The sequence below is a fragment of the Pelagibius marinus genome, assembly GCF_014925385.1.
In the GTDB taxonomy this organism is placed as follows: Bacteria; Pseudomonadota; Alphaproteobacteria; order Kiloniellales; family Kiloniellaceae; genus Pelagibius; species Pelagibius marinus.
This window is the reverse complement of sequence record NZ_JACSDK010000020.1, coordinates 47,909-71,511: the sequence shown is the minus strand read 5'-3', so window position 1 is coordinate 71,511 and position 23,603 is coordinate 47,909. Positions and strand designations below refer to the sequence as shown.

The following is a 23,603-nucleotide window of genomic DNA, read 5'->3' as shown; positions in this document are numbered from 1 at the left end:
GGGGCTATGACGTCAAAAACCCCAGGGTTTCCGGGGTCTTGCGGCGCTAAGGCGCGGTTTTCTCCTGTTGCCGCCGGGCCGGGCGCGCACTAGCCTTTCACCTCATGACGGACTCGCCTCGAGAGGTCTCATTTCTGGACCGCCCGGCCGCCCGGCTCTGTGCCTTGGGCGTGGCGCTGCTGATGGCCGCGGCGCTGGCCTTCATGCACCGGGACGATCTCTTCCCGCCGGAGCAGGCGGCGGCCGACCCCAACGACCCGGTGGCGCTGTGCTTTGCCGAGCGGGCCAAGGACATCGACAACTTGCTGGCCGAGGGCACCATTAACGCCCAGCAGGCCGGGCTGTTCAAAGGCCGCGCCGAGGCGCTGTGCCAGGCCCAGTTCGGCGGCGGCAGCGGCCCGCCGTCGCCGCCGCAGTAGACCGCCCTCCGCTACTTCAGGGAAGTTCCTGGGGTCGAGGCCGGATAAGCCGCTTCGGCGCTTGGCGCAGGTCGCCGAGGCCGCCCGCCGCGAAGGCGCTTGCCGCGGCTGTCACCGCGCGGCCGGAGAGGCTGTGAACGGACCACTAGCGCTTCCCCGCCCTCACAAAAATCGACTATCCTGTCTCATCCCACTCTTGCCGGGCTGCCGAGGAGTACACCGCGCATGGCTGCCAGCAGCCAGATGCAAGCCAAGATGCGTCGATTTTTTCGAACACTCTGGACCCAGATCGCCTATGTGGCGCCGGCGATCCTGATTGTCATTGCGGGGTTCGTCTTCGCCTATCAGTTCGTCCGCCCGGCGCCGCCGGACCGGGTCGTCATGGCGACCGGGCACAAGGACGGCGCCTATTTCGCCTACGGCCAGGCCTATGCGGAGCGTTTCAGCAAAGAGGGCTTCGAGCTCGAGCTGAGCCAGACGGCCGGTTCGGTCGACAACCTGCGCCTGCTCACCGACGAGCCGGCCGAGGTGCCGGTTGCTTTCATGCAAGGCGGCATCGGGACGCCCGCGGATTATCCGGCACTGAAGTCGCTCGGCAGCATCTATTTCGAGCCGATCTGGGTCTTCGTGCGCGGCGCCACTGCACCCGGCCGGCTGACCGGGCTGCTGGGCAAACGCATCGCGGTCGGTTCGCTGGGCAGCGGCACCCGCGCGGTGGCCCTGCCGCTGCTCATGGACAACGGGGTCACGGGCGAAACCTCCGAACTGGTCGAGATCGACGGCAGCCAGGCAATCGACGCACTCAAGGACGGTACGGTGGACGCCGCCATCTTCGTCGGCGGCGCGACCTCGCAAACGATCGGATCGCTGCTCTCCATGCCGGGTGTCACGCCGATGAGCTTCGAGCGCGCCGATGCCTATGTGCGGCGCCACCCCTACCTCTCCAAAGTCGTGCTGCCGATGGGAACGCTGGACTTGGCGAAGAACCGGCCGGGGCGCGATCTCGTTCTTCTCGCGCCGACGGCGACGATCGTCGTCACGCCCGAGATGCACCCGGCGCTCGTCGACCTGATGCTTCTGACAATGCAGGAAACGCATCGGCAAGGCGGCTATCTGGAATCGCCGGGCGCTTTCCCGACGGGGAGCCACGTTACCTATCCGCTGGCGCCCGCGGCCCGGCGCTTCTATGAGCGCGGTCCGCCGTTCCTGCAGCGCTACCTGCCCTTCTCGGCGGCCAACCTGATCGACCGGCTCTGGGTCATGATCCTGCCGCTGCTGACGTTGCTCTACCCGCTGTTCAAGATACTGCCGCCGGTTTACAGCTGGCGCATGCGCGCGCGGGTGAACCGCTGGTACAAGGAACTGGAGGCACTGGACGACCGCCTGAACGACCGGTCGATCACCCGCGCCGAGGCGACAGAGCAACTCGATGACATCGAACGTTCGGCCGAGAAGGTGCACGTCCCGGCCGGTTTTGCCGACCGCGCCTATACGCTGCGCCTCCATATCGACTACCTGCGCCGCAAGGTCGACGGCAGGGATGCGGACAAGGCGCCGCCGCCGGAGGTGGGCTAGGCGCGGTTGCTTAGACTTCTACCCGCCGCACGCCGGTGAAGCCGGTGCCGCCGGTCTCTTCCAGCACACGCTTTTCAAGTGCGCCCAGCGTCTCGATAGCGACGATCATTGGTTGGTGAGCATTGGATAGAGGCCGGCGCAGGTCCCGGACCTAGGCATGCATTTTTGCGCCCTTGGTGATCTTGTCGACGGTCTTCTTGTCATCGCGCAGCGCCAGGCCGACGATGTTGAGATCGCCTGCGGTATACTGTTTTACCGCTTCTCGGTTGGCGGCATCGTGCCCTGTGGAGAACATATCCTCGATATAAAGTGCCAGCCGCACGTTCCGCCCCAGGGCCCTATCGTGGATCTTCTTCAGGCCGACGGCATCGGCGCTCAGAATGATCATCGGCTGGATGATGAGCGGCGCGTAGCGGTTGTCGTCGGCGTCCTCGTAGGCTTCGCCCAGCAGCGTCGCGTCGCCCCCGAGGACGCCGCTGGTGAGAAATGCCGTCACGTTCAGCTTCTGCCACGTCGCCAGGTCCTCGCGCACTACAATCGCGATCTTCGTGTCAAACATCGGCGCTCCAGTTCTTTCTTTCGCCGAGCTTCTGAAGAAGCCGGGTGAAGCGAGGGCCCGAGGTGCCGAGGAGCCGCCCGGCCTCGCGGTTCAGCTGACCCATGGTCTTGTCCAAGCGGAGCTGCTGGGCTTTGCTTTTCGGGGTGAGGTAGAGCCGCTGCACGCGCCGATCGTTGCTGTCAGGACGCCGCTCCACAAGGCCGAGAGTGACCAGCCGGTCGATGACGCCGGTGATGCTGGCGCTGTCCAGCACGATACGCGCGCCCAACTCGGCTCCGCTCATCCCCGCCGACTCGTCGAGGCATTTCAGGATGGCGTACTGCACCGGCGTCACGCCGTAGGGAGCAAGCAACTCCTTTGCGCGGCGCGAAATCTGCTGCGCCGCCTTGCCGATCTGGAAAGAGATGCAGTTCTCGATGCGGTCCATCTTGGGGCTTTCATGTACCTTATATACAAGTAACTAGCATACAAATAACTCGTATACAAGGTAATAGGGCGCAGCGCTGGCGACCGGTTTTGCCGGCAAGAAACACTAGCTTCTCTCGAGGGTTTCTGCTGTGGCCCGCGCGCTCTCTTAGAGGCTGACCCGCCGCACGGTGGTAAAGCCGGTGCCCTTGGTCTCATCCAGCACACGCTTTTCAAGTGCGCCCAGCGTCTCGACGGCCACCGTCATGGTGAAGCCGTTGGCGTGCACGATGTGCCCGGCGTCCAGCATGATGGCGACGTGGCCCGGCGAGTAGACGAGGTCGCCGCGTTCCAGCGTGACCTCGCCGGGCAGACCGTTGAGGGCCTCGCCCAGCGTGCCGGCCTGCTGGTAGGAATCGCGGCGCACGTTCATGCCGGCGCAGGCCAGCGAGAGCTGCACCAGGGTCGAGCAGTCGAGGCCGATGGAACTGCGCCCGCCCCAGAAGTAGGGCGTGCCGAGAAACTCAAGCGCCGTGGCGACGAAGTCGGGGCTGGTCTCGGTGAGCGGCTGCAGGTGTTTGCTGTAGAGCCAGCCGCCGCCGGCGATCTGGCTGTAGCTGTCCTGCTCGCCGATGACCTGCACCGGGCTGGCGATGGAAAGGCAGTCCAGTGCCGGCGCCTTCAGGTTCGGCTCGGGATAGAGGAAGCTGCGCAGGGCGCGCAGGCGGTGGGTCGGCGCTCCGACCGCCGGGCCCAGGGCCGCGCTCTCCAGGTAGCCGACGTAGCCGTCGGTCTCGCTCTGCACCCAGGCCCAGCCGCCGGCCTCGTCGAAAACCCGCACGCTCTCGCCGAAGAGAAGCTGGGTGTCGAGGCCGGAAGCGGCGTCGGGGGCGCGGCGCAGATCGACCACGCCGCGGGCGACGCCGGCCGGGCGGCCCTCGACGTAGCGCGGCGCCGCCACCTGGTCCTTCAGGCGGGCGTCGGCCAGGCCTTCGCGAAAGGCGTTCAGGCGGGGGTCGAGATCGCTCATGGTTGCCGCAGCTTAGTTCAGCCGGCCGAGTCTAGGCGAGGGGAAGTTAAGCCCTGCTGAAGACAGCCGGTGCGCTAGCCTTTGAAGATCAACGCGACCGCGCTGGCTGCGGCGATGACGAGGACGCCGCTGCGGAAAGCGGCGGGATTGCTGATCCGGAAGAAGCGGATGGCGAGAAGGTAGCCGAGGAAGAAGCCCGGCAGCAGCGCCACCCCGAGGATCACCTCCCGCAATCCAAAATGCCCGGCGCTGGCCAGGGCGGCGATGGTGGCGATGTAGGCGACGAAGAAGACCGAGGCGATCATGGCGCGCGCCTTGTCCGGCTCGCTGCGCTGGTAGAGCAGGGCCAGCGGCGGGCCGTGGATGCCCGAGAGCACGCCCATGACCCCGGCGATGGCGCCGACGCCCACCAGGTTCCGCGTGGTGAAGGGCAGGTGCAGGCCGGTGAGGCTGATGGCGACCGCGGCCAGGATGACGGCGCCGAAGACCGGCGCCATGTTTTCCAGGTCGAGGAAGATCAGCAGCAGCGCACCGACCGCCGCGCCGGCCACCACGCCGCCGCCGATACGGGTGAGTTCCGGCCTCTCGATCACGCTGCGCCCCGCCGAGGTCATGAAGAGCGACAGGAAGAGCGCGACGAAGACGCTGGGCCCCGGCACGAAGGCGAGGTCAACCAGGGCCAGCAGCGGAATGGCGATGAGGGCGAAGCCGATGCCGGTGGCGGTCTGCACCGCCGTCGCGCCCAGCACGATGAGATTGGCCGCCAGGAGCTGCACGCTGTGCAGGCCGTTGAAGGCGGCCTCGAGCTCAGCCACCCGCGGCGCTGCGACAGGACGTGGTGTCAGGCATCCGACCCGTTGCCGGGCTTGCCGTTCACCTTCACAGCGGCTTCTTCGGCTTCGCGTTCGCGGATGTAGTCCTCGGTGGTGCGGATCTTCGGGCGATCGCCCGCCTGGAACGGATTGTCGGCGCTTTCGAACTGCGCGTTGATGCGGCAGTCCTCGCACATCTTGATACGCTCGATCTGTCCGGACTCCTGGAACATCGAATGCTTGCCGGCCAGCTGATCGGCGATGCGCTCGATGGACTTGCGCACGCCGAAGGGCTTACCGCAGCGGATGCACTCGAAGGGTTCTTCCTCGTTCAAGGTGACCGCGCTCATGGCCTCGCCGGTGAAGTTGAGGCGCGGCTCCAAGGTGATGACCTGCTCCGGGCAGGTCACCTTGCAGAGGCCGCACTGCACGCAGGCGTCCTCCTGGAAGCCCAGCCAGGGCCGGTTCTCGTCGTCGAGCAGCGCCGAGGCGGGGCAGGCGGAGACGCAGGCCAGGCAGAGGGTGCAGCCCTCGGTGTCGACCTTCACCCGGCCGAAGGGCGCGCCCGGCGCCAGCGGCAGGGTGTCGACCGGCGCCGGCGCCTTCTCGTGCAGGTGGTGCAGGGCCAGGAAGACGCGGCTGCGCTTGCCGCCCACCGGCAGGAAGTTGCCGGCCTCGATGGCCGTCTTCGGCGCGGCGAGGCCGTAGAGCGCAACCTCCACCGCGTCGGGATCCATCTCGTCGATGAGGTGGAGGCGCCCGCCGCCGTAGCCGAGGCCGCCGAGCACGCTCTCGGTCAGGCCGATCTGCCCGGCGAGGCCGGCGCGCTCGTCGCGCTTCTTCGGGTCGGCGAGGATCACCACCTGGTCGGCGCCATAGGCGAAGGTTGCCGCCAGGAAGTCGATGCCGACCTGGGTCACCTCGTTGAGCGGGAAGGGAATGACGTGGGCCGGCAGGCCGCGGCCAAGGCGCGCCATGAGGCCGATCATCTCGCTGCCGTAGCCGTCGTCGTGCAGCAGCAGCGTCGCGCGCTTGCCGCCGGCGGCGCGATAGGCGTTCAAAAGGCCGCGCAGCCGCTCGAAAAGGCTGTCGCCGGCCGGCAGCTGGTAGGTTGCTGCGCCGGTCGGGCAGACGGAAGAGCAGGAACCGCAGCCGGCGCAGACCAGCGGGTCGATGTCGACGGTGTCGCCGGCCGAAGTGATGGCGCCGGTCGGGCAGACGTCGAGGCAGCGGGTGCAGCCGGTCTTGCGGCTGCGTGAGTGGGCGCAGATCTCCGGCCGGTACTTCACGTAGCGCGGCTTGTCGTATTCGCCGACCATGTCGGCGATGTCGAAGAGCGCGCGCTGCACCGCCGCCGGGTCGCCGGGGTCGGGGCGCAGGTAGCCGTCGCGCTTCTCCGCAGCCGGAAACAGCGGCGTCCCGCCGCTCAGGTCGAGGATCAGGTCGCACTCGGAAAAGGCGTTGTTCTTCGGCGCGTCGAAGTCGAGCTTCTCGCGACCCGAGGGGATTGCCGGGGCGTAGCCGTTCACGGTGATGCCGAAGCCGCCGAGGTGCCCCTTGGCCTGCACGATGGAGCCCTTGAAGATCGGCACGTCCATGACCCGCGGTGGAATGATCTCGCCGGGCTCGCTGAGCAGCAGCGTCACGTCCAGGCGCCCGGCCAGTTGCCTGGCCGCCTCGAGGGCCTGCTCATCGCGGCCGTAGACCAGGCAGACACCCTGGGAGGCCAGCGACACCATGGGGGTCGGCTCGGCCTCGATCATGGCCGCGGCCAGCAGGGCTGCGATCTTCGGCGTCGCCGCTTTGGACTCGGCCGACCAGCCGGCGGTCTCGCGGATATTGACGAAGTCGACCTCCGCCTCGGGGTTGTCTTCCGCGGCGATCTCGCTGAACAGCGGCGCTTCCTGGGTGCAGGCGACCACGACAGGTTGCTGGCCCAGGATGGCGCGCTGAAAATTGCCGAGCTGGGCCCGGCAGAGTTGCGTGTTGATCTCGGCTTTGCCTGCCGCGCCGACAGCCTGGCAGGCGCGGGTCAGGCTTGCGTCTTCCAGCGGCATGGTGGAATCGCAGTTGCAGACGAGGACGCGCTTGCCGCGCATCTCCATGGATTGCTCTCCGTTGCCTCAGGTGCAGGGTTCTTTCGGGAAAGCCCGGCCCGATGGACCCGCCCGCTCCCTGCACATTTATTATCTTTCAGCGGCCCGACCAGGGGCGGCGCGGCCTTTTGGCCTGATTTCCGCACCAATTGGTATGACCATTCGCCCGCATACTAGCGGGCCGGGGCCGGTCAAGACGACCTTATTTTTCCTGCGGGGATTGCGCCTGGGGTGCGCCGCCGTGGACCTCTACGGAAACCTCGGATTACCATGGGGCATGGGAGAAAATGCCAAAGCCAAAGACGCCGAAAAGGGCGGGCGCGGAGAGGGCTTCGGCTTCGCGCCGCCCGGGGACGTGCCGATCCCCTACCGCCGGCGCATCCGCGACTACTACGTGGCGCTGGGTTACGGCGCGCCTTATGAGTGGGCGCACCTGGCCGAGGTGGCCTTCCGGCCGCTTGCCAAGCCGCTCAGCCAATGCCGCGTCGGGCTCATCGTGACGGCGGCGCCCTACCAGCCGGACAAGGGCGATCAGGGTCCGGGGGCGCCCTACAACGCGGCGGCCAAGTTCTATGAGGTCTATTCCGGCGACACGGGCCGGGACCACGACCTGCGCAACGTCCACGTCGCCGTCGACCGCGACCACCACGCCCAGGGCGACCAGGGCTGCTACTTCCCTCTGGCGGCGCTGCGCCGGGCGGCGGCCAAGGGGCGTATCGGAGAACTGGCGCCGCGCTTCCACGGCCTGCCGACGAACCGTAGCCACCGCGTGACCCTCGGCACCGACTGCCCGGAGATCGTGGCGCGCTGTCAGGGCGACGGCGTCGATGCCGCGATCCTCGTGCCCAACTGCCCGGTCTGCCACCAGAGCGTCAGCCTCGCGGCCAATCAGCTGGAGGCGGCGGGCATCGCCACGGTGGTGCTCGGCTGCGCCAAGGACATCGTCGAGTACGTCGGCGTGCCGCGCTTCCTCTTCTCCGACTTTCCCCTCGGTAACGCCGCCGGTCGGCCGCACGACCCGGCGTCCCAGGACATCACGCTGGAGCTGGCCTTGAAGCTGCTGGAAGGCGCGCCGGCCGAGCGTACCACCGTCCAGTCACCGCTGCGCTGGAGCGAGAGCGCCGCCTGGAAGCAGGACTACATGAACCTCGAGAAGCTGGGCCCCGAGGAGATCGCCCGCCGCCGCGCCGAATTCGACAAACAAAAGGCGGTGGCGAAGGCGATCCGCTCAATGAACTAACAACTCAGATAGGTGGGTTCAGGCGGCGTTGTAGAGGTATGAACTGCGACATCTGAGGCGGCAAAGGCCGCGCACAATAGCGCTACAACCATCTCAGCTGCTCATAGTGCCGCCAAGCGCCAAGATCGATTTAAAAGGAGGCAGTGGTTTTATATTTGCGCAGCGCGAACTAGAAGCGCCATAGCTCGCGAGAGTAAGTCCTGACTAACTATGGCCACTCTTTACATAACGTGCGTCACATAATTTCCTTATCGCGTCAGCGTCATACTAAGTTGCCTGTGAGAATCCAGTAGATACGGCGCTGATCGGAAGTTAAGCCTAGATGGATGAGACTTAATTGCACTGGATTAACGAATCACGAGCAAGTTAGATATTCTCTGCGGCGTTTAGGTGTCGAACTACCTGAGAGGTCGCTATGGATGTCGAAGAGCTCGAGCGATCTCTTTACGAATTAAACAATCTTGCACAAGAAGAGTATCGCGCTTCTCTCGCAGATATTGTCAGCCAGACAGACGATGATGAAGATGTCCGTCTGCTTCGCATCGGGCGTTTACTGGGCGTTTCTCTAAAGGAACCTTTTGCCAGAGGGAAATTTGTCGATAAACAATCCCTGGCAACCCGTGCATATCGGGAATGGAAACTGAAGCCTGAATCAGAATTTGAGAATGCGAAGGCTAGAAATACTTGGCAGTACAAGGCATTGGAGCACCTCCGCGTAGATCCCAATGTGGTCAAGAATCTGGGAGGGGAGATTAATAGCGTCTATATGTTGGTCGCAACCGCGCAAAGCGAGCGCGGTTTGTGGTGGTTCCTGGCCACATCATGTCGGGGATACATTTGTCGAAATCCCAAACTTCGTGCTGAAATTAAGGAGCAAATCGAACAGACGAGGCGCGCAGGACTTGACCTCAGAAACATTACTCCAGAAACGATTGTCGCTTCCGGCGGCCTGACTATGGGCGCGATACTGGTCGACAACATCCCTATTCTTGGAATAATGGGGGCGCCCGTTATTGCAGGTTTTGTATTCATAATCTTCAGCATCGGACTCGACGCATTCTGTCGATGGTCCAAGCAGCATGAGTTCTACCATGTGGATTTTCCCAATGCGGATGAGGAAGATCGCAGCCGGTAGATTGTTTCCTAAATGCCCAATCAAAGTGACCCGTTGCCGCAGTCTCTGAAAATTGAGGTTGAGGTGGCGAAGCCTGTCATAACGATAACCTCGATTCCGCTGTCGGATCTCCCGATGGTGCGAAGATTGGCTTCTTGCAGGCATTTACCCGAGATGCCACAGATACGAATTTGAGACGTCCCTATTTGATGGCTGTGGCTCTGCCCCCTACATGAAACCTGCTTTATTGATCAGCTAACCCTCAGTCTTGCGGTTCGGTTTGATTTGGCAGAAGGCAGAGTTTTGGAGGTAACTTCTCGAAGCTAGTCCGTCATGGAGGAACGGCTATCGTTCGTCTTTGTCCCCGAACCACAGCCTGTCCACGCGGTAGCGGCCGCGATAGGCGCCGGGCTCGTACAGATAATCGGCCTTGACCCGCCGCTTGCGCAAGTGCGCTTCGACGGCGACAGGCTGCTGCACGGCGCTCCGCAGGGTAAATGGTGTAGACCGCCTCGGCGGCGAGGCGCCAGTCCTTATGGAACGCCAGCGGCCGGCGCGCAGGCGCAAAGCCCGGGGGTTTCACGCCGGTCTTGCAGTTCCTCCGCGCAGCGGAAGCCGCGCTTTCCGGTTTTTGCCGTGATTTTTACTTCGGGAAGGGGGCGCCCCACACGCTCTGGGCCGGCTGCGGCGCAGCTGCGCCGGGTCCGGTCGACAGCTTGGCGCCGCACTTCGGGCAGTCGGTGACCTGCCCTGTCGGCTTGGAGTACTCAGCTGCACACTCCGGACAGGTCTGCTTCGCATCGTGGCGTGAAGTGATCATGTCTTCGGTTCCTCAAATGGCCGTGAGGCTTCGCGAGAGGCAGCTCCAGGAACGCTTCACTGCGCCGCGAAATCTTCTATGACCCTTACGACGGAGCGCGGACGTCCCGTCGAATCGACCTCCGCTTCTCCCTTCTGGGCGAGCGTGTGATAGGTGGCGATCGGCAGCATCACAGCTATCTGCGCCGTCTGGTTCTGAGGCGGCGCGTACCATGCGGCTCCCGCGACCATGGCCGCCATGAGGATCATTACCGACAGGGGGCGTGACAATCGCATTCGTGAATTTTCTCCAGTCAATCTTGGACTCCAGCCCAGTCGCGCTGCAATGCCTGGTCCAGCTCTTCCGGATCGACGGTCATCGCCCGCGTCAGGTGAGGAATCCCGGATTTCGCCTGCAGGCGGAGCACCGTCGCGATGCGCCGGTAGGCGGCATAGGACAGGCCTCCGATGAGTTCCTCTTCCGTTTCCACGCGGTAGTCACCGGCGGGGAGCACCTCATCAAGCTCTGCAAGAACGAAGGGCCGTCTGAAGGTCACCGTCTTTTCGCTGATGCGGGTCGTCATCGATTGTCCTTCACTTGAGCCGGCAAGAGTGGCGGAGGGGGCAGTCCCCCTCCGGTCCGCTGCCTAGGACTTGGGCGTCGGCGCGGCTTCCGCGGGCTTCTGGCTGGGCTGGGCCGCCGGGTTTTCGGCGGGCGCGGCTTCCTTGGACTTGTCGGCACTGCCGGTTTTGTCCGCTGCGTCCTGATCGGAGGAGAATTTCTTAAACGACATGTGAAGTGCCTTTCGTGATACCGGCAGTGATTTGCCGTTGGGTATTATATGGACATCGCGCAATGTAATTACAATGTGCATGATAAATAATATATTATGAAGTATTGCAGTATTTGATTTTCAATAAACTCAGTATGGGATATTTTATTTGGTTTTTCTCATATATCGAAATATTTATTTTTAGTATTATTGCGTGGCGGGGGGCGGCCTATGCTCTGGCCCTGGCAGACTAACCTGTGCTGATCTCTCGTTCGCCCGATCCGGAAGTCTGCGAAGCGAATCTCTTCTGAGCGCTGCTTGATGGCGGGCCCTTGTAACTGTAGGGAGGCATCGAGCCGGAGGAACGGTCGAGAGCCCTTGACTGCGCCCGGGACGGGAACGATGCAGCTGCTATAGAGTTAAGGCAGCTCTCCGACCCGTGCGCCGGCGGGCCCAAGGCGGCTTTCACCTCCAAGTCTGCCGGCCATAGGTGCGCCAGGGTCTGCGCTCAAGTCGAAGTGTCGAAGAAAGGCGGCCAGTTCGTTGAGGTAACGATGCGCGTTGCGACGTCGAATATTCTGGAAGGCCTGTTGCGTGATGCCCCGAGCGACGTGACCCTGGAGTGGATCGTCGCGAACCTGAGGGAGCGTTCCTTTGGCATCGTGATGCTGCTGATCGCTCTCGCGGGCCTGGTGCCGGGACTCTCGCCCGTCGTCGGCATCCTGCTTGCGATTCCGGCCATCCAGATGATCCTGGGACGCAGCGAACCCCTGGTTCCCCGTCGGCTTGCAGCGCGACGCATCTCACGGGCCCGGCTCAGGCGGATCCTCAAGCGCCTGATCCCTGTGGTAAAGCGCTTGGAACGCTTCATTCGACCGCGATGGACCACGCCGTTCGAGATGACAAAGCGGGCCGTCGGCTTCGTCATCCTTCTGCTGGGCGCGACTCTTCTTGTTCCGGTTCCCCTGAGCAACATCATTCCTGCCCTCGCAATCATGCTGCTCGCTTTTGCGTTTCTGGAGGAAGACGGCCTCCTGCTGTGCATCGCCCTGGCTGCCGCGGCGGTCTCGTTTGCGATTACTGGCGCCGCAATCTGGGGAACCATAGAGGCTAGCGGCCTCTGACGGTCGGAGTCTGGCCGTCGAAGGTGTTGCTGCTTGTGCCTGCCTTTCCCGCTACTTCCCCGCGAACCACAGCGTGTCCATGCGGTAGCGCCCGAAATAGGCGCCGGGCTCGTAGATGTAGTCGGCCTTGTCCGGCAGGTTGCGCAGGCGCGGGTCTGCGGCGACCGGTTGCTGCACGGCGCCCAGCAGGCCGATGGTGAAGACCTGCTCGGCGTGGAGCTTCAGCATCTGCTGCCAGATGTTGCTGCGCGTCGCCTCGTCGGTGGCGAGACGCCAGTCCTCGTAGAGCGCCAGCAGCCGGCGCGCGGCCGGCAGAGCCGGGGCCTCTCCGGCATCGCCGCCGCTTTCGTAGTGCAGGCCCCAGAGCGGCCAGTTGTTCTGCTTCTCGCTGGTGGGGGCCAGCTCCGCCGGCGACATGGCGGGTGTCGCCAGGCCGTTGGCGAGGCCGTAGAAGACGCTCATCACCGTGGCGCCGCTGCCGATGCGCTGGCGTGCGGCCTGGCGCGGCTGGCTGCGCACCAGCACGGCGATGCCGATCTTCGCCCACTGCGACTTGATGATCTCCAGGGCGTCGGCTTCCGCCGGGTCGGCCTCGGCGGTTTCGATCACCATGTCGGCGCGCCGCCCGTCGGGCAGGTGGCGGATGCCGTCCGGGTCTTTCCAGGTCATGCCCAGGCCGTCGAGCAACTGGTTGGCCTGCTCCGGGTCGTAGCTCGCCCAGGCGCTGCGGTAGTCCTCCTTATAGAGCGGCGAGCCGGGCAGCAGGGTGTTGGCGCCGGGCAGGGCGGTGCCCTGGTAGAGCACCTGGTTCAACTCGTCGCGGTCGGTGGCGAGCGACAGCGCCCGGCGGAAGCGGGCCTCGCGCAGCACGTCGCGCCAGCCCGGCGCCGCGGCGTTCAGATTGGGATAGAGCGCCAGCTGCGACCCGCGGCCGATGGGCCAGAGCCGCAGTTTGATGCGGCCTTCCTTCTCCGCCTGCTTCAGCACCGCGCCGTCCCGGAAGGTCAGGCCGCGGGCCTGCAGGCCGATCTCGCCGGCGGCGGTCTTGGCGGCGATGAGGCGCGGCTCCGTGCGGTCCAGGATCACCTCGTCGATGTAGGGCAGCTGCCGGCCCGCGCCGTCGACCCGGTGGAAGTAGGGATTGCGCCTGGCGACGAAGCGCTCGGCCGGCGGCGCCGAGGTGTTGACCCAGGGCTGCAGCGTAGGAAGCTCCGGATTGTCGAAAAAGAACATCCGGTCTTTGCGGTGGAACAGCTCGGCCCAGCCGGCAAGGCCGATGGCCTGGGCCTGGCGGTTCAGTTCTTCCGGGGCGGCATAGTTGGCGTGGAACTGTTTCAGGTAGTGGGCCGGGCGGTAGATGAAGAGCGGCGAGGCGGCGGCCAGGGCCGGCAGGAATCGCGGGTTGGGTGCCGGCCAGGAAAAGCGCACCTGGGTCGCGTCGACGAATTCCACTTTGGGCGGCTGGCCCTTGGCCAGCAGCTCCGGCGGCAGGCCGCGCGGGGAGAGCCCGGCGTTGTTGGCCACGTCCTCCCACCAGAAGCGGACGTCCTCGGTGGTGAAGGGCGTGCCGTCGGACCAGCGGTGGCCTGCGCGCAGGGTGAGGGTGAAGACCCGCTCGTCCTGCACCTGGACGTCCTTCAGGATATCGGGGACCAGCTCCAGCTTCTCGTCCCACGCCACCAGGCGCGCGTAGCCGAAGAGCGCCAGGTCGCGGGCGTCGCGCCCGCCGCGCGCCAGCATGACGAGGCTGCCGCCGTAGCGCCCGCTCTGCCAGCCCTCACGCCCGGGCAGGTCGCGGCGCGGCTCGGCGGGCAGGCGCTCGGCCAGGGGCGGCAGCTCGCCGGTGGCCAGGTCGTAGCGCAGGCCCGGCGGTTCGGGCACCGGCTTGGGCGCCGGGGTGTCCTGGGCGCCGGCGGCCACCGCGAGCGCGCCGTAGAGGCCGAGAAGAAGGGCAAGGGTCTGGAATCGCATGGCCTTCTTATAGCTTTTCGCCGCGCCGGGACCAAATGGAGACTCGAAGTTCAACTCTAGCCATGTGGCGTGCTAGCCCAGAGCGTCCGCTGATCTCAAAAATCCTCGATTTTCGATTGAAGCCGTCCAATAAGCTTACTGCGGACGTCTCCTTCATTGTTGAAGTCAACAAGAGGGTAGGCAAAGCACCAAACCTTGATGAAATTGTTCTGCCAAGATGTTGGAAGCTGGTCCCGGGAGACTTCCAGAAGTTGGCCATCGGCAGTCCTGTCGGGGGCTGCCTTAAAAATCGTTGCGTACCAGTTGAGGAAACTAGGCGAGGTGCTGCTAGGGTCAAACTCGAACAGCGCTCCCGTTACCAAGGGCTCGGTCACTCGCTCTTCAGCATCGTCCAACAGCACTGCGGTTGACGCCAGGAGTGAGGGGTATGCGTCGTTCTTGTAGTACCTGTAGACCTCCCATGGCATCCATTGATCCGGCGAGTTGATAGAATATGACATCTCGTGAAGAGCCGTCGCGTCTGTCTTGGCATTGACCCATTTCAACTCTGCCATAGCCGCATCGGCAGTCTTGAGGAGAAGGGAAATGTTCTGGTGCAACGTCCGAATTTGTCTTAGGGCCTCTAGAATGAATTGGCCCTCATTCTCGATCATTTTTCATATCTCCACGTAAGTCTCAGAGGCTGCTCAGACAGCCAGTTAAACTCGATCTCATCCATGGTGAACTGCCATTGGATTTGTGCTGAGCGCTCGAAATGCGTGGTGCGGTAGAAATACCTTAGGTTCATGCGGTTGCAGAGCTGGATGAGATCTTGGATCAGAGCGTTCTCTGAATTTTCTTGAAATGCGACTGGGATCTTTCTCCAACTTAGCCACGCGCAGGCGAAACGATGCTGATGCCGCTTTCTCAGATATTCTTTGCCGGACTCATCGACTTGTTCAATCGGCGCACTAAAATCTGCAGTTAGGTATATTAGAACTGGTTCGGCGCCGAGTTTCTCGCTTTGGCAAAGGAGGTTGTCCCACTCTCTTGCTAGCTGGTCGTGTAGTCTGTCAGGGTCGTCACTGGGGCGGGACGATTTCCCGGATGAGAGCTTTGCCTCCACCAGGACATTTACCTTGGTGCCTGTTGAGTCGGTGATCCTGATGAGAACGTCAGGTTCACAAGACGGGCACTCGTAGATTTGCCCACCAACGGCGGAACTCTCTTTTAGTTGCGGCCAAAATTCATAGTCCGCTTGGCAAGGTGACTTCAGTTCAAGAAGGGGCGCGATATCGCCGTAGATCGCTTCGCTTTCGCGCAAAAACGGCAATAGGCCATCTTCGGGCCTGATATATCGCAGTACGCCGAATACATTAGAGGTCAGAATATCCTCCATGTTTTCCTGTTCTCGCGACAGCTTTCCGTGAAGGAGTGCTGGAATCATGAGATGATCTTCCCCCCTCGATCAGCTTGGCTAGGTACCCAATATAGTTTGCGAAAGCACAACCTGCAGCAGAATGATAGATTCGGATATTTATGGCCGGGGGGTGAGAATTTGGGCTGTGGAGGGCAGCATTTCAGGAGCAGGGCACATTTTCGGCCCTACTTGCGGGCGCCGGTCCCGGGCTTCATATTTCTCCCATGAGAAAGCAAGACGACGAAGAGCAGGCCCCACGCCGGGTCCGCAAGGGCCAGGCCAGGGCCGACGAGGCGGCCCTGGCGGAGTTCGAACTGCGCCCCGACCCGGACGATCCGCGCCTCACCGAGCGCGTCGAGGGCGTCGACCAGGACGGCAAGGCGGTGGAGACCGCCGTGGTGGTGGAGCGGCCGCTCACCCTGTTCCTCAACGGGCAGGAAATCGTCACCATGATGACCATCGGTGACTATCCCGACTATCTGGCCGTCGGCTACCTGCTCAATCAGAACATGCTGCGCCCCGACGACGTCATCGAAGGTATTGACTACGACGAGGAACTGGAGGTCGTGGTCGTGCGCACCGAGCGCGAGACCGACTATGAGGAAAAGCTGAAGAAGAAGGTGCGCACCTCCGGCTGCGCGCAGGGGACGGTCTTCGGCGACCTCATGGAGAAGTTCGAGACGGTGATGCTGCCGCAGGACGCGGTGCTGAAGACCTCCTGGCTGGTCAGCCTCTCGAAGAAGATCAACGCCGCGCCCAGCCTCTACCTGGAAGCCGGAGCGATCCACGGCTGCGTGCTGTGCCAGGGCGACCGCCCGCTGCTCTACATGGAAGACGTCGGCCGCCACAACGCCGTCGACAAGATCGCCGGCTACATGCTGCTGCACAAGGTGACGCCCGAGGACAAGATCTTCTACACCACCGGGCGGCTCACCTCGGAGATGGTGATCAAGACCGTGCAGATGGGCATCCCCATCCTGGTGTCGCGCTCCGGCTTCACCGCCTGGGGCGTCGACCTGGCGAAGCAGGCGGGCCTCACCCTGGTGGGCCGCGCCAAGGGCAAGCGCTTCATCGCGCTCGCCGGCGCCGAGCGCCTGGTCTTCGACCATGACCCGGACGCCCTGGATGAGGAAGACCCGCGCCACCAGCGCAAGTCCGGCCGCGCCGATGACGCGGCGTGAGCTGGATTAATCCGTGATCGATAAAAGCAAAGTAGCCGGCGTGCTGCTGGCCGGCGGCCTCTCGCGGCGCATGGGCGGCGGCGACAAGTGCCTGCGCGACCTGGGCGGCAGGCCGATCCTAACGCACATCATCGAACGCGCGGCCCCGCAGGTGGGCGAATTGGTGCTGAACGCCAACGGCGATCCGGCGCGCTTCGCGGACTTCGGCCTGCCGGTTGCCGCCGACGTGGTGGAGGGCTACGCCGGGCCGCTGGCCGGGGTGCTCACCGGCCTCGACTGGGCGGCGGCGAATGCGCCGGAGGCCGAGTGGCTCGCCAGCTTCGCCTGCGACGCGCCCTTCTTCCCGGCCGACATGGTGGAAAAGATGCTGGCGGCCATCGAAGCTGGGAACGCTGACATGGCCTGCGCCGTCACACACGGCCGCAGCCACCCGGTCTTCGGCGTCTGGCCGCTCAAGCTGCGCGAGGAGCTGCGCAAAGCGATGGTCGAGGAGGAGATCCGCAAGGTCGACCTCTGGACTGCGCGCTACAAGCTGGTGGAGGTGGACTTCCCCGACGTTCAGACGACCGTCGGCCCCCTCGACCCCTTCTTCAACACCAACCGCCCCGAAGACCTGGAAGAAGCGGCGGGGTATTTGGGGTAGATCTACGCGTGGTGCTCTTCTTCCACAGAGAGTTGGATGCAGCCATTTACCGCCGCTCGACCTGAAAGCGCTGCTCCTCAAGGATTGGCAGGCGGCCCGCACCGCCACGGCGGCTATCGGGTTTTTCGCCGCCATATGGATTTCGATCTTCAAAGGACGTGGCGGTTTCCTCGACCTTGGCCCGGCAGTCGAGGTTGACGCGCTGGTCCGGCGGCAGGCCCGAGAGAATTTGCGCGAGATACCGGGTCACCTGTGGCGCTGCGACGCTGGTGCCGCTGATGGTGACCTGCGTGCCGCTGCGGCTTCCTGCCGCGAGCACTCCTTCCAGATGTCGCGAGGTATCAGCAGGCGCCATCGCATTGGGCGCGCGCATGTGCTCCGAGGCGCCGGCCGAATAAAGGCCCGGGACTCCGTCACGATAGCGATAGGCACCCACGACAACGGCCTTGTTGTGCGTGGCGATCCCGCTCAGGGAACCGAGCCGCCGGACGGTGCTGCGGGCATTGTCCTCGTCCTGCAGGTCGCCAAGGCTGTCGAAGCGTTCATAGGCCGGGTCTTCGAAATAGGACTGTACGCCGCGCGAGCGATAGCCGAGCGGCGGCGCGTCCCGTTGAATCCAGGCGTCGATGCTTTCACCGGGCGCGATTTTGGCTTTCAGCTTTATCTTCCAGTCGCCCGGCAGTGCCGGGCGCCTGTTGATGTGCAGAACATCCGTAGGCGCGATCGCGAGAAAAACGCGCTGCCTTTGATGACTGAAGAGTTCAGGCAGATCTGTTGTGTAGTGGACCCAGGCGATGATCGAACAACGCCGGTCATCCTCCTGCGCTATACTGTGGTCCCAGAAGACCTGCGGCGCTGTCGCGTCGAGGGTGACGGAGGCCGGGGCCTGGCTTTCTGGGTCGCTGACTTCCAAAGACAGGTCGGTGGCCTCCATCGGCAGCCAGAGTTCGAGGTAGTTGGGGCTCCTGTCGCGCCCGGGGATCCGCCAGCTGAGTGAGATCTCGGTCGGTTTCGCCGGGTCCTCTCCACAGGCGTCATTGACGCTTGTCGCCGAAGCATGGCAGCGCGCGAGGTGCCGGTTCCCGGTGGGCATGACGATTTCCACAACCGCGCTTTGCGCGTAGGGTACATGGCAACGCTCAAGCTCCTCGCGATGATGGCCGATCAGGGCCTCGAAGGCGCGCTCGATAAAGTGCCTGCCGTTGTGCGGTCCGCCGGCGACGGCGTAGCTGAAGTTGATGACGACCGGTACCGCCAGCTTCAGCTTCTTGGAGATCCTACGGGCGCGTTGGAGAATGTACTGGACCGACAACATGTGGAAGAGCCCGAGCAGAGCGCCGGAGGTTTCCTCGGTCACGAGACAGGGGATCTGGACGGAGATGATGCGCTGGTTGACGGGGTCGTCGCTGGAGGTTTCGGGACTGCTGCCGGCCGCAAGGTCGAGAACGTGCGTGCCGTGAGTCGTGCGACGCGCCACGGGATGGGTGCCGGGCAGGCTGAAGTCGACGAGCCCAAGGCGGTGTAGCAGGGCGCCTTCGTCGCCGGCGGTGTCACCGGCCGCCGCGTCGATTTCGTGACGCTCCCACTCGCGCCCAAACACCACGCGCGTTCCCTCCTGGGTGGTGCCGTCCTGGTGCCAGGCGAAGTCGACCCGGGTGGTGCCGTCACTCAGGCGGAACCGCTCATGGGCGAAGTTGATACCGTCATCGATTGCCGCGACGATCACCGCCTTTTCCGGATCCAGACCTATCGGTGGTTCCCAGCAAGGTTCGGTATCAAGGTCGGGGTTCGAAGGCACACTGCGCTGGCGCAGCGGCGCTCTCAGGATCATTGATTCCAAGCTGATTTCGGCGACGCCGACTTTCTTCTCAAGGTCAATGATTGCCTCTTCCAGGCTGCCAGAGATGCTCTCCGCATTCGGGACCAAGCCATAGACCAGCGCTGTTTCGGTCGTCTCATTCGGCCTGTAGCTCGCTGTCTCGAGGCCGTCGAAGGAGAAGAGCGGCGTCGGATTTTCTCCAGGCTCGACGGTTCTCGTATAGCTGACGACGACGACCCTGTAGTTGAAGTCGGTGTCCGCCTGGCTTGCTTCGCCGGCGGAGAACTCAAACTCTGTGCCGTGAGTCAGGAACCACCGGCTGTAGGGATCGAGTGACATCGGCCGTCTATCAGGCGGCTCCGGGGCCCAATTGTAGTCGCCGCGCATGGTCATTGTCCCCCGTCACCGGACCGCAGATCGGGCCATTCTTTGAGCGCTTGCTGCCAGAGCCAGCTCAGCGGCTTTGAGGTGTCTTCCTTTCGAATCTTCACGTCTCTACCGCCGATCTTGACAATTTTCGCGTTGCGCACCTTGAGGGAGCGCCGCTGTCCGTCGTGGAAAATCTCGCCGGCGTGGAAATCGTGATGCCCGATACCCCGGCCGTCGAAGATCGCAGGTTCGATATCCGCGCGCGTCGCCCTGGCATGCATGTACTCGCCCAGGGTGATTCCCAGCACCGCGCCGGCAATCGAGTCCACGGGGAAGTGGACGCCGGCGACCGTGCGGTTCACGGCGATGCGCTCTGCCTGTGCCATGAGCATGTCACGCAGCTTCGGCGCGGCCGCCTGCGGGTCGATTATTTTCCAAAGCACCGTCGCGACAATGAAGGCTTCCACCGCGTGGGCGCTGGGCAGCGTGCCGTGCCCAGGGGTCGGGATCATGGGCTGCACCTGCGGCGACAAGGCGTCGGGCCGCCGGCAAGCGAGGGCGTGCTTGACCTGCATGGCGACTTTGGCCGCCAGCAACTGAGCCGCAGCGACAACTTCCAGGGTATAGCGCGTGCGCTCCGGATGCAGCGACACGACGGTGCCGAAGAACGGCGTCGGGAAGCCCACCTGGTTGAGGATTTCCGGACTGCGGTCGACGCGCAGATCGGCATAGGTGTTGACCAGGTCGAGTTGATTGCGGAAATCCGACCAGGAAGGGCGGGTCAGGCTCATCAGCTTGACATAGGACACCTTAGGAAAATCGCTCTTCTCGTCCTCGCCACCCTTTCGGTGGTCCCTGATATTCAGGTGAGCGACATGCACCCCGGGTTCGCGCTCCTGCCCCTTCGAGGCGCTCGCCTCGAAGCCGAAAAACTCCAGCCGCGAGAGCAGTTCGTGCTCGACGACGAAGGCGCGGACCCAGGGGGCCCAGAGCGCCATGTTGTCCGGGTCGCCTCCGGTCAGCTCGCCGGGGTCGAGCGTGGCGTGATTCCATTTTCCGACGATCCCGTCGCGCGAGATGATCATCGCTGCGGCGAGCAGGGGGCCGTAGCTTCCTGCGCTTCCGGCCGCCGCGCCGCCGACGATCCCGGCCCCGCCCGCGCCTCCGGCTCCGCCGGCACCACCCGCACCGCCAGCGCCTCCGGCCCCGCCGGCCAGACTGGCGCCGCCTGCACCTCCGGCGCCCCCGGCGCCGCCTGCAACTGCTGAAATGGTCATCTTTTCCCCCTCCCAATGAGTTGTTGGACCCGGCTACCGTCGGGTCCGCTCAGCTGTCCGGTACTCCCGCCGCGCGCAAGGCGTCGGCCCATTCCCGTCCGGTCCGGAACTCCGCGGCCGGGTGCTTGTGAAGGTAGTGTTGAATCGTCAGTGTCGGCTCGAGCTTCAGCAGTTCCCGAACCGAGGTCCGGGCTTCTTCCGCCCGACCCAGCCGCTGCAGCGCAATGGTCCTTACGCGAAGCGTCGAGGTGTGCCGCCGATTGGCGCGCAGCGAGCGCTCGGCAAGCTCCAGCGCCGTAGCGTAGTCGGCGTTGGCGAGGCGCGCGGTGGCGGAGAGCGAATCGAAGAAATAGCGGTGCGGGTCGAGCGGCGACAAGGTTCGCGCGCGGTCGGTGAAGGCGACGGCGTTCGGCCCGTCATCGACGAAGGCATGCAGAGTGCCTTTGAGCAGCCAGGCCAGGGCGTTGTTGGGATCCCGCTCCAGGGCATCGTCGAAACGTGCCAGGGCAGTGTCGAAGCGCTTCATGAGGTTGTTCTGCACGAAGCCGTCGATCGCCAGAGAGAAAGCGCAGTCCGGGTCGAGATCCAGCGCGCGCTGGGTGCATTCACTGGCGATGCGGGCGTCCTTGCGGAGATCGGTGCTCCACCCTTGCTGGACGCTCAGGATGTACCACTTACCAAGCCAGGCGTGGACCATGGAGTGCTTCGGGGCGCGCCGGATAACCTCCTCGACGTGCGTGCGCGCCTTGGAGAAGCTGGCCAGCGTTTGCCGGTGCATCAGGGCGATGCCGGACATCAGCAGTGTGTGGCTGGGGACATCCGGCAGCGGCTTCGAGGTCGCAAGCTCGACTTCGGACGCGAGAATGGCTCTGCCAACTTCCAGCGACAGGGCCGCCACCACCTCGTCTGTGCCTGCAAAGAAGTCCGGCAGTTGCGCGAAAAACTCACGGGTCCAGCAGATTCGTCCGCTGCGCGCGTCGATGAAATCGGCATCGATCCGTATCCTCTCTCCCTGCAGTCGCACACAGCCGCTGACCGCGTAGTCGACATCCAGCTTCTCGCGCAGTTCCTCAAGTCCTACCGAGCGACTGGCCAAGCTGCGGCTGGAGAGGTGAGAAATCACGGTCAGCAGGTGTGAGCGTGACAACGCGCGCGTGATCTCCTGCGCCAGCACGTCGCCCAGAAGCGCATCGGCGCCCTCGGTTGGCAGGGCCACAAAGGGGATAACAGCAATGGAGGGCGTGATTCGGTCGCCGGTCTCCGGTCGTTCCGTTGGGCCGTCGCGACCCGTGTCGCTGAGCACCGTCACAGACGTCTGGCGTTCGCGCTGGCGCTGCGCCTCCAACCACATTTCGAAGGCCGTTTCCTGCACCTTGATGCCTTCCAGCAACTCGCCGTCGGACGGCCGGCCCTCGATCTCCACCATGCCCGGGCGCAGGCGCAGCCAGTCGTTGGTGACCTCGAATACCTGCTCGAAGTCTTCGCCGAAACAGCGACGCAGGTCGCTCAGCCCGCGCCGCAGGCTTGCGCGTCCGAGTTCGGAGCCGGAGCGGCTCCAGAGCTTGTCCCGCAGCCAGGCGCGCGTTCGTTTTTGATTGGGCGAGAGGGCCAGCAGCGCCAGGAGAGCTTGCAGCTTGACGCTTCTCAGATCGATTTCCGAACCGTCCCGCCAAGCGGCGGAGAAAGGTCCGTGCAGTCGAAGTTTCAATGTTCGAAGTTGCGGCATAGTGAATACGATAGAGTTCAAACATAGTGGCCTTCGAAATGAATATTTCCCATTCTCTTGCGGAAAGGAAGGCCATTCACGCTTTAATCACGTCTTTTGGACGCCAATAAACCGGCAGTCCGGACGTATTCTTTTCTCAGGCAATACCCACTAGTCGCTTGGGAAATCATGAGTATTAAAGATTTTCATTCCAATAAAGGAACTTACGCCGGCGACCCCAGCCAGCTGCGCGACTTGAGCGATTTCTGTCAGCACTGGCCAAGCCTGCGGGACGCCGTCTCTGAAGAAAGTCTGCAGTCGCTCGATGTGCCAGACGATGTCCGCCAGATCCTGGTATGGCTCGTCCGTCTTGCAGATCGGGTGCACCGCGACGAAGGAGGCTGAGCATGGTGTTTCCCGGGATCGCGTTTTCAGGAAACCTGGCCTCGCCCAGGAGTCCTTCAGTCTTTCGGGCGCCCGGCGCTCGGCCGCGATCCTCCCTGAGGCCCGCTGGGCCTACTCCCCGCACTCTTTCGTAGGGCTCACGGCTATTGCCGTGCCGAATGAGTGCGGGACTTTCCTGACGCGATGCGCTCGGGAGATCAACGAAAGGAGCAGATCAATGAAAACGTACAGGGGCCGTAGATACATCCGATATCTGGGAGTCGGCGCCGCGGTGGCGGTAGCAAGCCTGGCTGCTGGCTGCAACGGCATGCTCTACACCATGGAGACGGCCGAAGACGGTAAAGAAGTACGCAAGCCGGGTGCGCCGGTTTACCACCTGGCAAATTTCAGGGAGGTGTCCGAAACCAGAAAGCTTGTCGTCGACGGCAAGGTCGTCGGTAGTTCCGACGGGACTATCGGGATGAAGTGCATACCCCTGGAGCAAGAGAAAATCGTCGTGGCGGCAGATCTGGATCGGCCATATCAACTGTTCTACCGGCCGGGCTTGTTGGAGACGAACAAGTTCGGGTTGGAGCTCAACGACCGGGGGGGGCTGAAGTCAGTGAACACAGAATCGACACCTGATCGAGGCGAGACGCTGTCAAAGCTCGCTGGCGTGGTGACGTCTCTGGCACAGCTCGTTCCCGGCTTGGCTCCGGCTCCGGAATCGCTGGGGGAAGAGCTGGAGAAATCGCCGCCGGCATGCAATGCCGAGGAGCACTTGGTTCGTAGAGAGCGACTGGCGACGGCAGGTGGAAGCCCGTCGGGATCATGAATTGGAAACGGCTGGCAGCCTTGCTGTCGGCCGTCTCCGCATCCGCAATACCAGCCAAGGAAACTGGAGACGAGC

The 23,603-nt window shown here is 63.8% G+C and carries 25 protein-coding genes; 9 read left to right on the top strand and 16 right to left on the bottom strand.

Annotated elements, in window-relative coordinates:
- Window positions 1-104: 104 nt before the first annotated feature.
- Entirely contained in the window at window positions 105-419 is a 315-nt protein-coding gene (locus tag H7X47_RS24315) for a hypothetical protein (protein ID WP_193371373.1), read from the top strand.
- Between the two features lie 225 nt (window positions 420-644).
- Window positions 645-1,994, top strand: coding sequence for a TAXI family TRAP transporter solute-binding subunit (locus H7X47_RS24310; RefSeq protein WP_193371372.1), 1,350 nt, complete (start codon window positions 645-647; stop codon window positions 1,992-1,994).
- A gap of 151 nt (window positions 1,995-2,145) precedes the next feature.
- Here the strand turns inward: H7X47_RS24310 and H7X47_RS24305 are convergent, their stop codons facing one another.
- The 5 genes from H7X47_RS24305 to H7X47_RS24285 all read right to left on the bottom strand — a co-directional run bounded on the left by H7X47_RS24305 (window position 2,146) and on the right by H7X47_RS24285 (window position 6,905).
- On the bottom strand, window positions 2,146-2,553 hold the full coding sequence (locus H7X47_RS24305; protein ID WP_193371371.1) for a DUF2000 family protein: 408 nt from the start codon (window positions 2,551-2,553) through the stop codon (window positions 2,146-2,148).
- The gene (locus H7X47_RS24300) at window positions 2,546-2,980 is read right to left on the bottom strand and encodes a MarR family winged helix-turn-helix transcriptional regulator (RefSeq protein ID WP_193371370.1); all 435 of its coding nucleotides are present in this window, start codon (window positions 2,978-2,980) and stop codon (window positions 2,546-2,548) included. The genes H7X47_RS24305 and H7X47_RS24300 overlap by 8 nt, the downstream gene beginning before the upstream one ends.
- Window positions 2,981-3,127: 147 nt before the next feature.
- Entirely contained in the window at window positions 3,128-3,988 is an 861-nt protein-coding gene (locus tag H7X47_RS24295) for a C40 family peptidase (RefSeq protein WP_193371369.1), read from the bottom strand.
- Between the two features lie 74 nt (window positions 3,989-4,062).
- Window positions 4,063-4,803, bottom strand: a complete 741-nt coding sequence (locus tag H7X47_RS24290) for a sulfite exporter TauE/SafE family protein (RefSeq protein WP_193371368.1) — start codon at window positions 4,801-4,803, stop codon at window positions 4,063-4,065.
- A 26-nt stretch (window positions 4,804-4,829) separates the two neighbouring features.
- Window positions 4,830-6,905, bottom strand: coding sequence for a 4Fe-4S dicluster domain-containing protein (locus H7X47_RS24285; protein WP_193371367.1), 2,076 nt, complete (start codon window positions 6,903-6,905; stop codon window positions 4,830-4,832).
- 268 nt (window positions 6,906-7,173) lie between these two features.
- Between H7X47_RS24285 and H7X47_RS24280 the strand changes: the two genes are divergently transcribed.
- Window positions 7,174-8,136, top strand: coding sequence for a glycine reductase (locus tag H7X47_RS24280; RefSeq protein ID WP_193371366.1), 963 nt, complete (start codon window positions 7,174-7,176; stop codon window positions 8,134-8,136).
- 415 nt (window positions 8,137-8,551) lie between these two features.
- Window positions 8,552-9,271, top strand: coding sequence for a hypothetical protein (locus tag H7X47_RS24275; RefSeq protein ID WP_193371365.1), 720 nt, complete (start codon window positions 8,552-8,554; stop codon window positions 9,269-9,271).
- A gap of 324 nt (window positions 9,272-9,595) precedes the next feature.
- Here the strand turns inward: H7X47_RS24275 and H7X47_RS26240 are convergent, their stop codons facing one another.
- From H7X47_RS26240 to H7X47_RS24255, 5 genes are all read right to left on the bottom strand, one after another.
- A complete protein-coding gene (locus H7X47_RS26240; protein ID WP_264373121.1) occupies window positions 9,596-9,730 on the bottom strand; it encodes a hypothetical protein in 135 nt (44 codons plus the stop codon).
- A gap of 163 nt (window positions 9,731-9,893) precedes the next feature.
- Window positions 9,894-10,070: a hypothetical protein gene (locus H7X47_RS24270; RefSeq protein ID WP_193371364.1), complete on the bottom strand. Its 177-nt coding sequence runs from the start codon at window positions 10,068-10,070 to the stop codon at window positions 9,894-9,896.
- A gap of 56 nt (window positions 10,071-10,126) precedes the next feature.
- Complete coding sequence (locus tag H7X47_RS24265) at window positions 10,127-10,345, bottom strand: hypothetical protein (protein WP_193371363.1); 219 nt, start codon at window positions 10,343-10,345, stop codon at window positions 10,127-10,129.
- Between the two features lie 17 nt (window positions 10,346-10,362).
- A complete protein-coding gene (locus tag H7X47_RS24260) occupies window positions 10,363-10,632 on the bottom strand; it encodes a hypothetical protein (RefSeq protein WP_193371362.1) in 270 nt (89 codons plus the stop codon).
- A gap of 63 nt (window positions 10,633-10,695) precedes the next feature.
- A complete protein-coding gene (locus tag H7X47_RS24255; protein WP_193371361.1) occupies window positions 10,696-10,842 on the bottom strand; it encodes a hypothetical protein in 147 nt (48 codons plus the stop codon).
- Window positions 10,843-11,339: 497 nt separating this feature from the next.
- Between H7X47_RS24255 and H7X47_RS24250 the strand changes: the two genes are divergently transcribed.
- The gene (locus H7X47_RS24250) at window positions 11,340-11,945 is read left to right on the top strand and encodes an exopolysaccharide biosynthesis protein (protein ID WP_319633678.1); all 606 of its coding nucleotides are present in this window, start codon (window positions 11,340-11,342) and stop codon (window positions 11,943-11,945) included.
- Window positions 11,946-11,996: 51 nt separating this feature from the next.
- Here the strand turns inward: H7X47_RS24250 and H7X47_RS24245 are convergent, their stop codons facing one another.
- The 3 genes from H7X47_RS24245 to H7X47_RS24235 form a co-directional block, all read right to left on the bottom strand.
- The gene (locus H7X47_RS24245) at window positions 11,997-13,916 is read right to left on the bottom strand and encodes an ABC transporter substrate-binding protein (RefSeq protein ID WP_193371360.1); all 1,920 of its coding nucleotides are present in this window, start codon (window positions 13,914-13,916) and stop codon (window positions 11,997-11,999) included.
- 95 nt (window positions 13,917-14,011) lie between these two features.
- Window positions 14,012-14,569: a hypothetical protein gene (locus tag H7X47_RS24240; RefSeq protein ID WP_193371359.1), complete on the bottom strand. Its 558-nt coding sequence runs from the start codon at window positions 14,567-14,569 to the stop codon at window positions 14,012-14,014.
- Complete coding sequence (locus H7X47_RS24235; RefSeq protein WP_193371358.1) at window positions 14,566-15,342, bottom strand: hypothetical protein; 777 nt, start codon at window positions 15,340-15,342, stop codon at window positions 14,566-14,568. Before H7X47_RS24235 ends, H7X47_RS24240 begins: the two co-directional genes overlap by 4 nt.
- A 197-nt stretch (window positions 15,343-15,539) precedes the next feature.
- Here H7X47_RS24235 and fdhD point away from each other — a divergent pair, with 197 nt between their 5' ends.
- Window positions 15,540-16,496: a formate dehydrogenase accessory sulfurtransferase FdhD gene (gene fdhD / locus H7X47_RS24230; RefSeq protein WP_193371357.1), complete on the top strand. Its 957-nt coding sequence runs from the start codon at window positions 15,540-15,542 to the stop codon at window positions 16,494-16,496.
- 13 nt (window positions 16,497-16,509) lie between these two features.
- The gene (mobA, locus tag H7X47_RS24225; protein ID WP_319633677.1) at window positions 16,510-17,139 is read left to right on the top strand and encodes a molybdenum cofactor guanylyltransferase MobA; all 630 of its coding nucleotides are present in this window, start codon (window positions 16,510-16,512) and stop codon (window positions 17,137-17,139) included.
- A 46-nt stretch (window positions 17,140-17,185) separates the two neighbouring features.
- On the opposite strand, the gene H7X47_RS24220 is transcribed toward mobA, so the two are convergent.
- Genes H7X47_RS24220 through H7X47_RS24210 form a run of 3 tightly spaced genes read right to left on the bottom strand, consistent with a single transcriptional unit; the run spans window position 17,186 to window position 22,351 of the window.
- Window positions 17,186-19,297, bottom strand: coding sequence for a S8 family serine peptidase (locus H7X47_RS24220; RefSeq protein WP_193371356.1), 2,112 nt, complete (start codon window positions 19,295-19,297; stop codon window positions 17,186-17,188).
- A 50-nt stretch (window positions 19,298-19,347) separates the two neighbouring features.
- Window positions 19,348-20,604 (bottom strand): phosphatase PAP2 family protein, encoded by a 1,257-nt coding sequence (locus H7X47_RS24215; RefSeq protein WP_193371355.1) that lies wholly within the window; start codon window positions 20,602-20,604, stop codon window positions 19,348-19,350.
- Between the two features lie 49 nt (window positions 20,605-20,653).
- Window positions 20,654-22,351 carry a hypothetical protein gene (locus H7X47_RS24210; RefSeq protein WP_193371354.1) on the bottom strand — a complete coding sequence of 566 codons (1,698 nt, stop codon included), beginning with the start codon at window positions 22,349-22,351 and terminating at the stop codon, window positions 20,654-20,656.
- A 147-nt stretch (window positions 22,352-22,498) separates the two neighbouring features.
- Here H7X47_RS24210 and H7X47_RS24205 point away from each other — a divergent pair, with 147 nt between their 5' ends.
- Complete coding sequence (locus tag H7X47_RS24205) at window positions 22,499-22,714, top strand: hypothetical protein (RefSeq protein ID WP_193371353.1); 216 nt, start codon at window positions 22,499-22,501, stop codon at window positions 22,712-22,714.
- 217 nt (window positions 22,715-22,931) lie between these two features.
- A complete protein-coding gene (locus tag H7X47_RS24200; RefSeq protein WP_193371352.1) occupies window positions 22,932-23,528 on the top strand; it encodes a hypothetical protein in 597 nt (198 codons plus the stop codon).
- Window positions 23,529-23,603: the final 75 nt, after the last annotated feature.

Excerpts from the sequence above, each read along its gene's own strand:
- H7X47_RS24245 (WP_193371360.1), bottom strand. The coding sequence starts at position 13,916 with ATGCGATTCCAGACCCTTGCCCTTCTTCTCGGCCTCTACGGCGCGCTC.
- H7X47_RS24275 (WP_193371365.1), top strand. The coding sequence starts at position 8,552 with ATGGATGTCGAAGAGCTCGAGCGATCTCTTTACGAATTAAACAATCTT.
- H7X47_RS24285 (WP_193371367.1), bottom strand. The coding sequence starts at position 6,905 with ATGGAGATGCGCGGCAAGCGCGTCCTCGTCTGCAACTGCGATTCCACC.
- H7X47_RS24260 (WP_193371362.1), bottom strand. The coding sequence starts at position 10,632 with ATGACGACCCGCATCAGCGAAAAGACGGTGACCTTCAGACGGCCCTTC.
- H7X47_RS24295 (WP_193371369.1), bottom strand. The coding sequence starts at position 3,988 with ATGAGCGATCTCGACCCCCGCCTGAACGCCTTTCGCGAAGGCCTGGCC.
- H7X47_RS24205 (WP_193371353.1), top strand. The coding sequence starts at position 22,499 with ATGAGTATTAAAGATTTTCATTCCAATAAAGGAACTTACGCCGGCGAC.
- H7X47_RS24300 (WP_193371370.1), bottom strand. The coding sequence starts at position 2,980 with ATGGACCGCATCGAGAACTGCATCTCTTTCCAGATCGGCAAGGCGGCG.
- fdhD (WP_193371357.1), top strand. The coding sequence starts at position 15,540 with ATGAGAAAGCAAGACGACGAAGAGCAGGCCCCACGCCGGGTCCGCAAG.
- H7X47_RS24255 (WP_193371361.1), bottom strand. The coding sequence starts at position 10,842 with ATGTCGTTTAAGAAATTCTCCTCCGATCAGGACGCAGCGGACAAAACC.
- H7X47_RS24315 (WP_193371373.1), top strand. The coding sequence starts at position 105 with ATGACGGACTCGCCTCGAGAGGTCTCATTTCTGGACCGCCCGGCCGCC.
- H7X47_RS24280 (WP_193371366.1), top strand. The coding sequence starts at position 7,174 with ATGGGAGAAAATGCCAAAGCCAAAGACGCCGAAAAGGGCGGGCGCGGA.
- H7X47_RS24305 (WP_193371371.1), bottom strand. The coding sequence starts at position 2,553 with ATGTTTGACACGAAGATCGCGATTGTAGTGCGCGAGGACCTGGCGACG.
- H7X47_RS24220 (WP_193371356.1), bottom strand. The coding sequence starts at position 19,297 with ATGTCACTCGATCCCTACAGCCGGTGGTTCCTGACTCACGGCACAGAG.
- H7X47_RS24265 (WP_193371363.1), bottom strand. The coding sequence starts at position 10,345 with ATGCGATTGTCACGCCCCCTGTCGGTAATGATCCTCATGGCGGCCATG.
- H7X47_RS24215 (WP_193371355.1), bottom strand. The coding sequence starts at position 20,604 with ATGACCATTTCAGCAGTTGCAGGCGGCGCCGGGGGCGCCGGAGGTGCA.
- H7X47_RS24270 (WP_193371364.1), bottom strand. The coding sequence starts at position 10,070 with ATGATCACTTCACGCCACGATGCGAAGCAGACCTGTCCGGAGTGTGCA.
- H7X47_RS24200 (WP_193371352.1), top strand. The coding sequence starts at position 22,932 with ATGAAAACGTACAGGGGCCGTAGATACATCCGATATCTGGGAGTCGGC.
- H7X47_RS24235 (WP_193371358.1), bottom strand. The coding sequence starts at position 15,342 with ATGATTCCAGCACTCCTTCACGGAAAGCTGTCGCGAGAACAGGAAAAC.
- H7X47_RS24310 (WP_193371372.1), top strand. The coding sequence starts at position 645 with ATGGCTGCCAGCAGCCAGATGCAAGCCAAGATGCGTCGATTTTTTCGA.
- H7X47_RS24240 (WP_193371359.1), bottom strand. The coding sequence starts at position 14,569 with ATGATCGAGAATGAGGGCCAATTCATTCTAGAGGCCCTAAGACAAATT.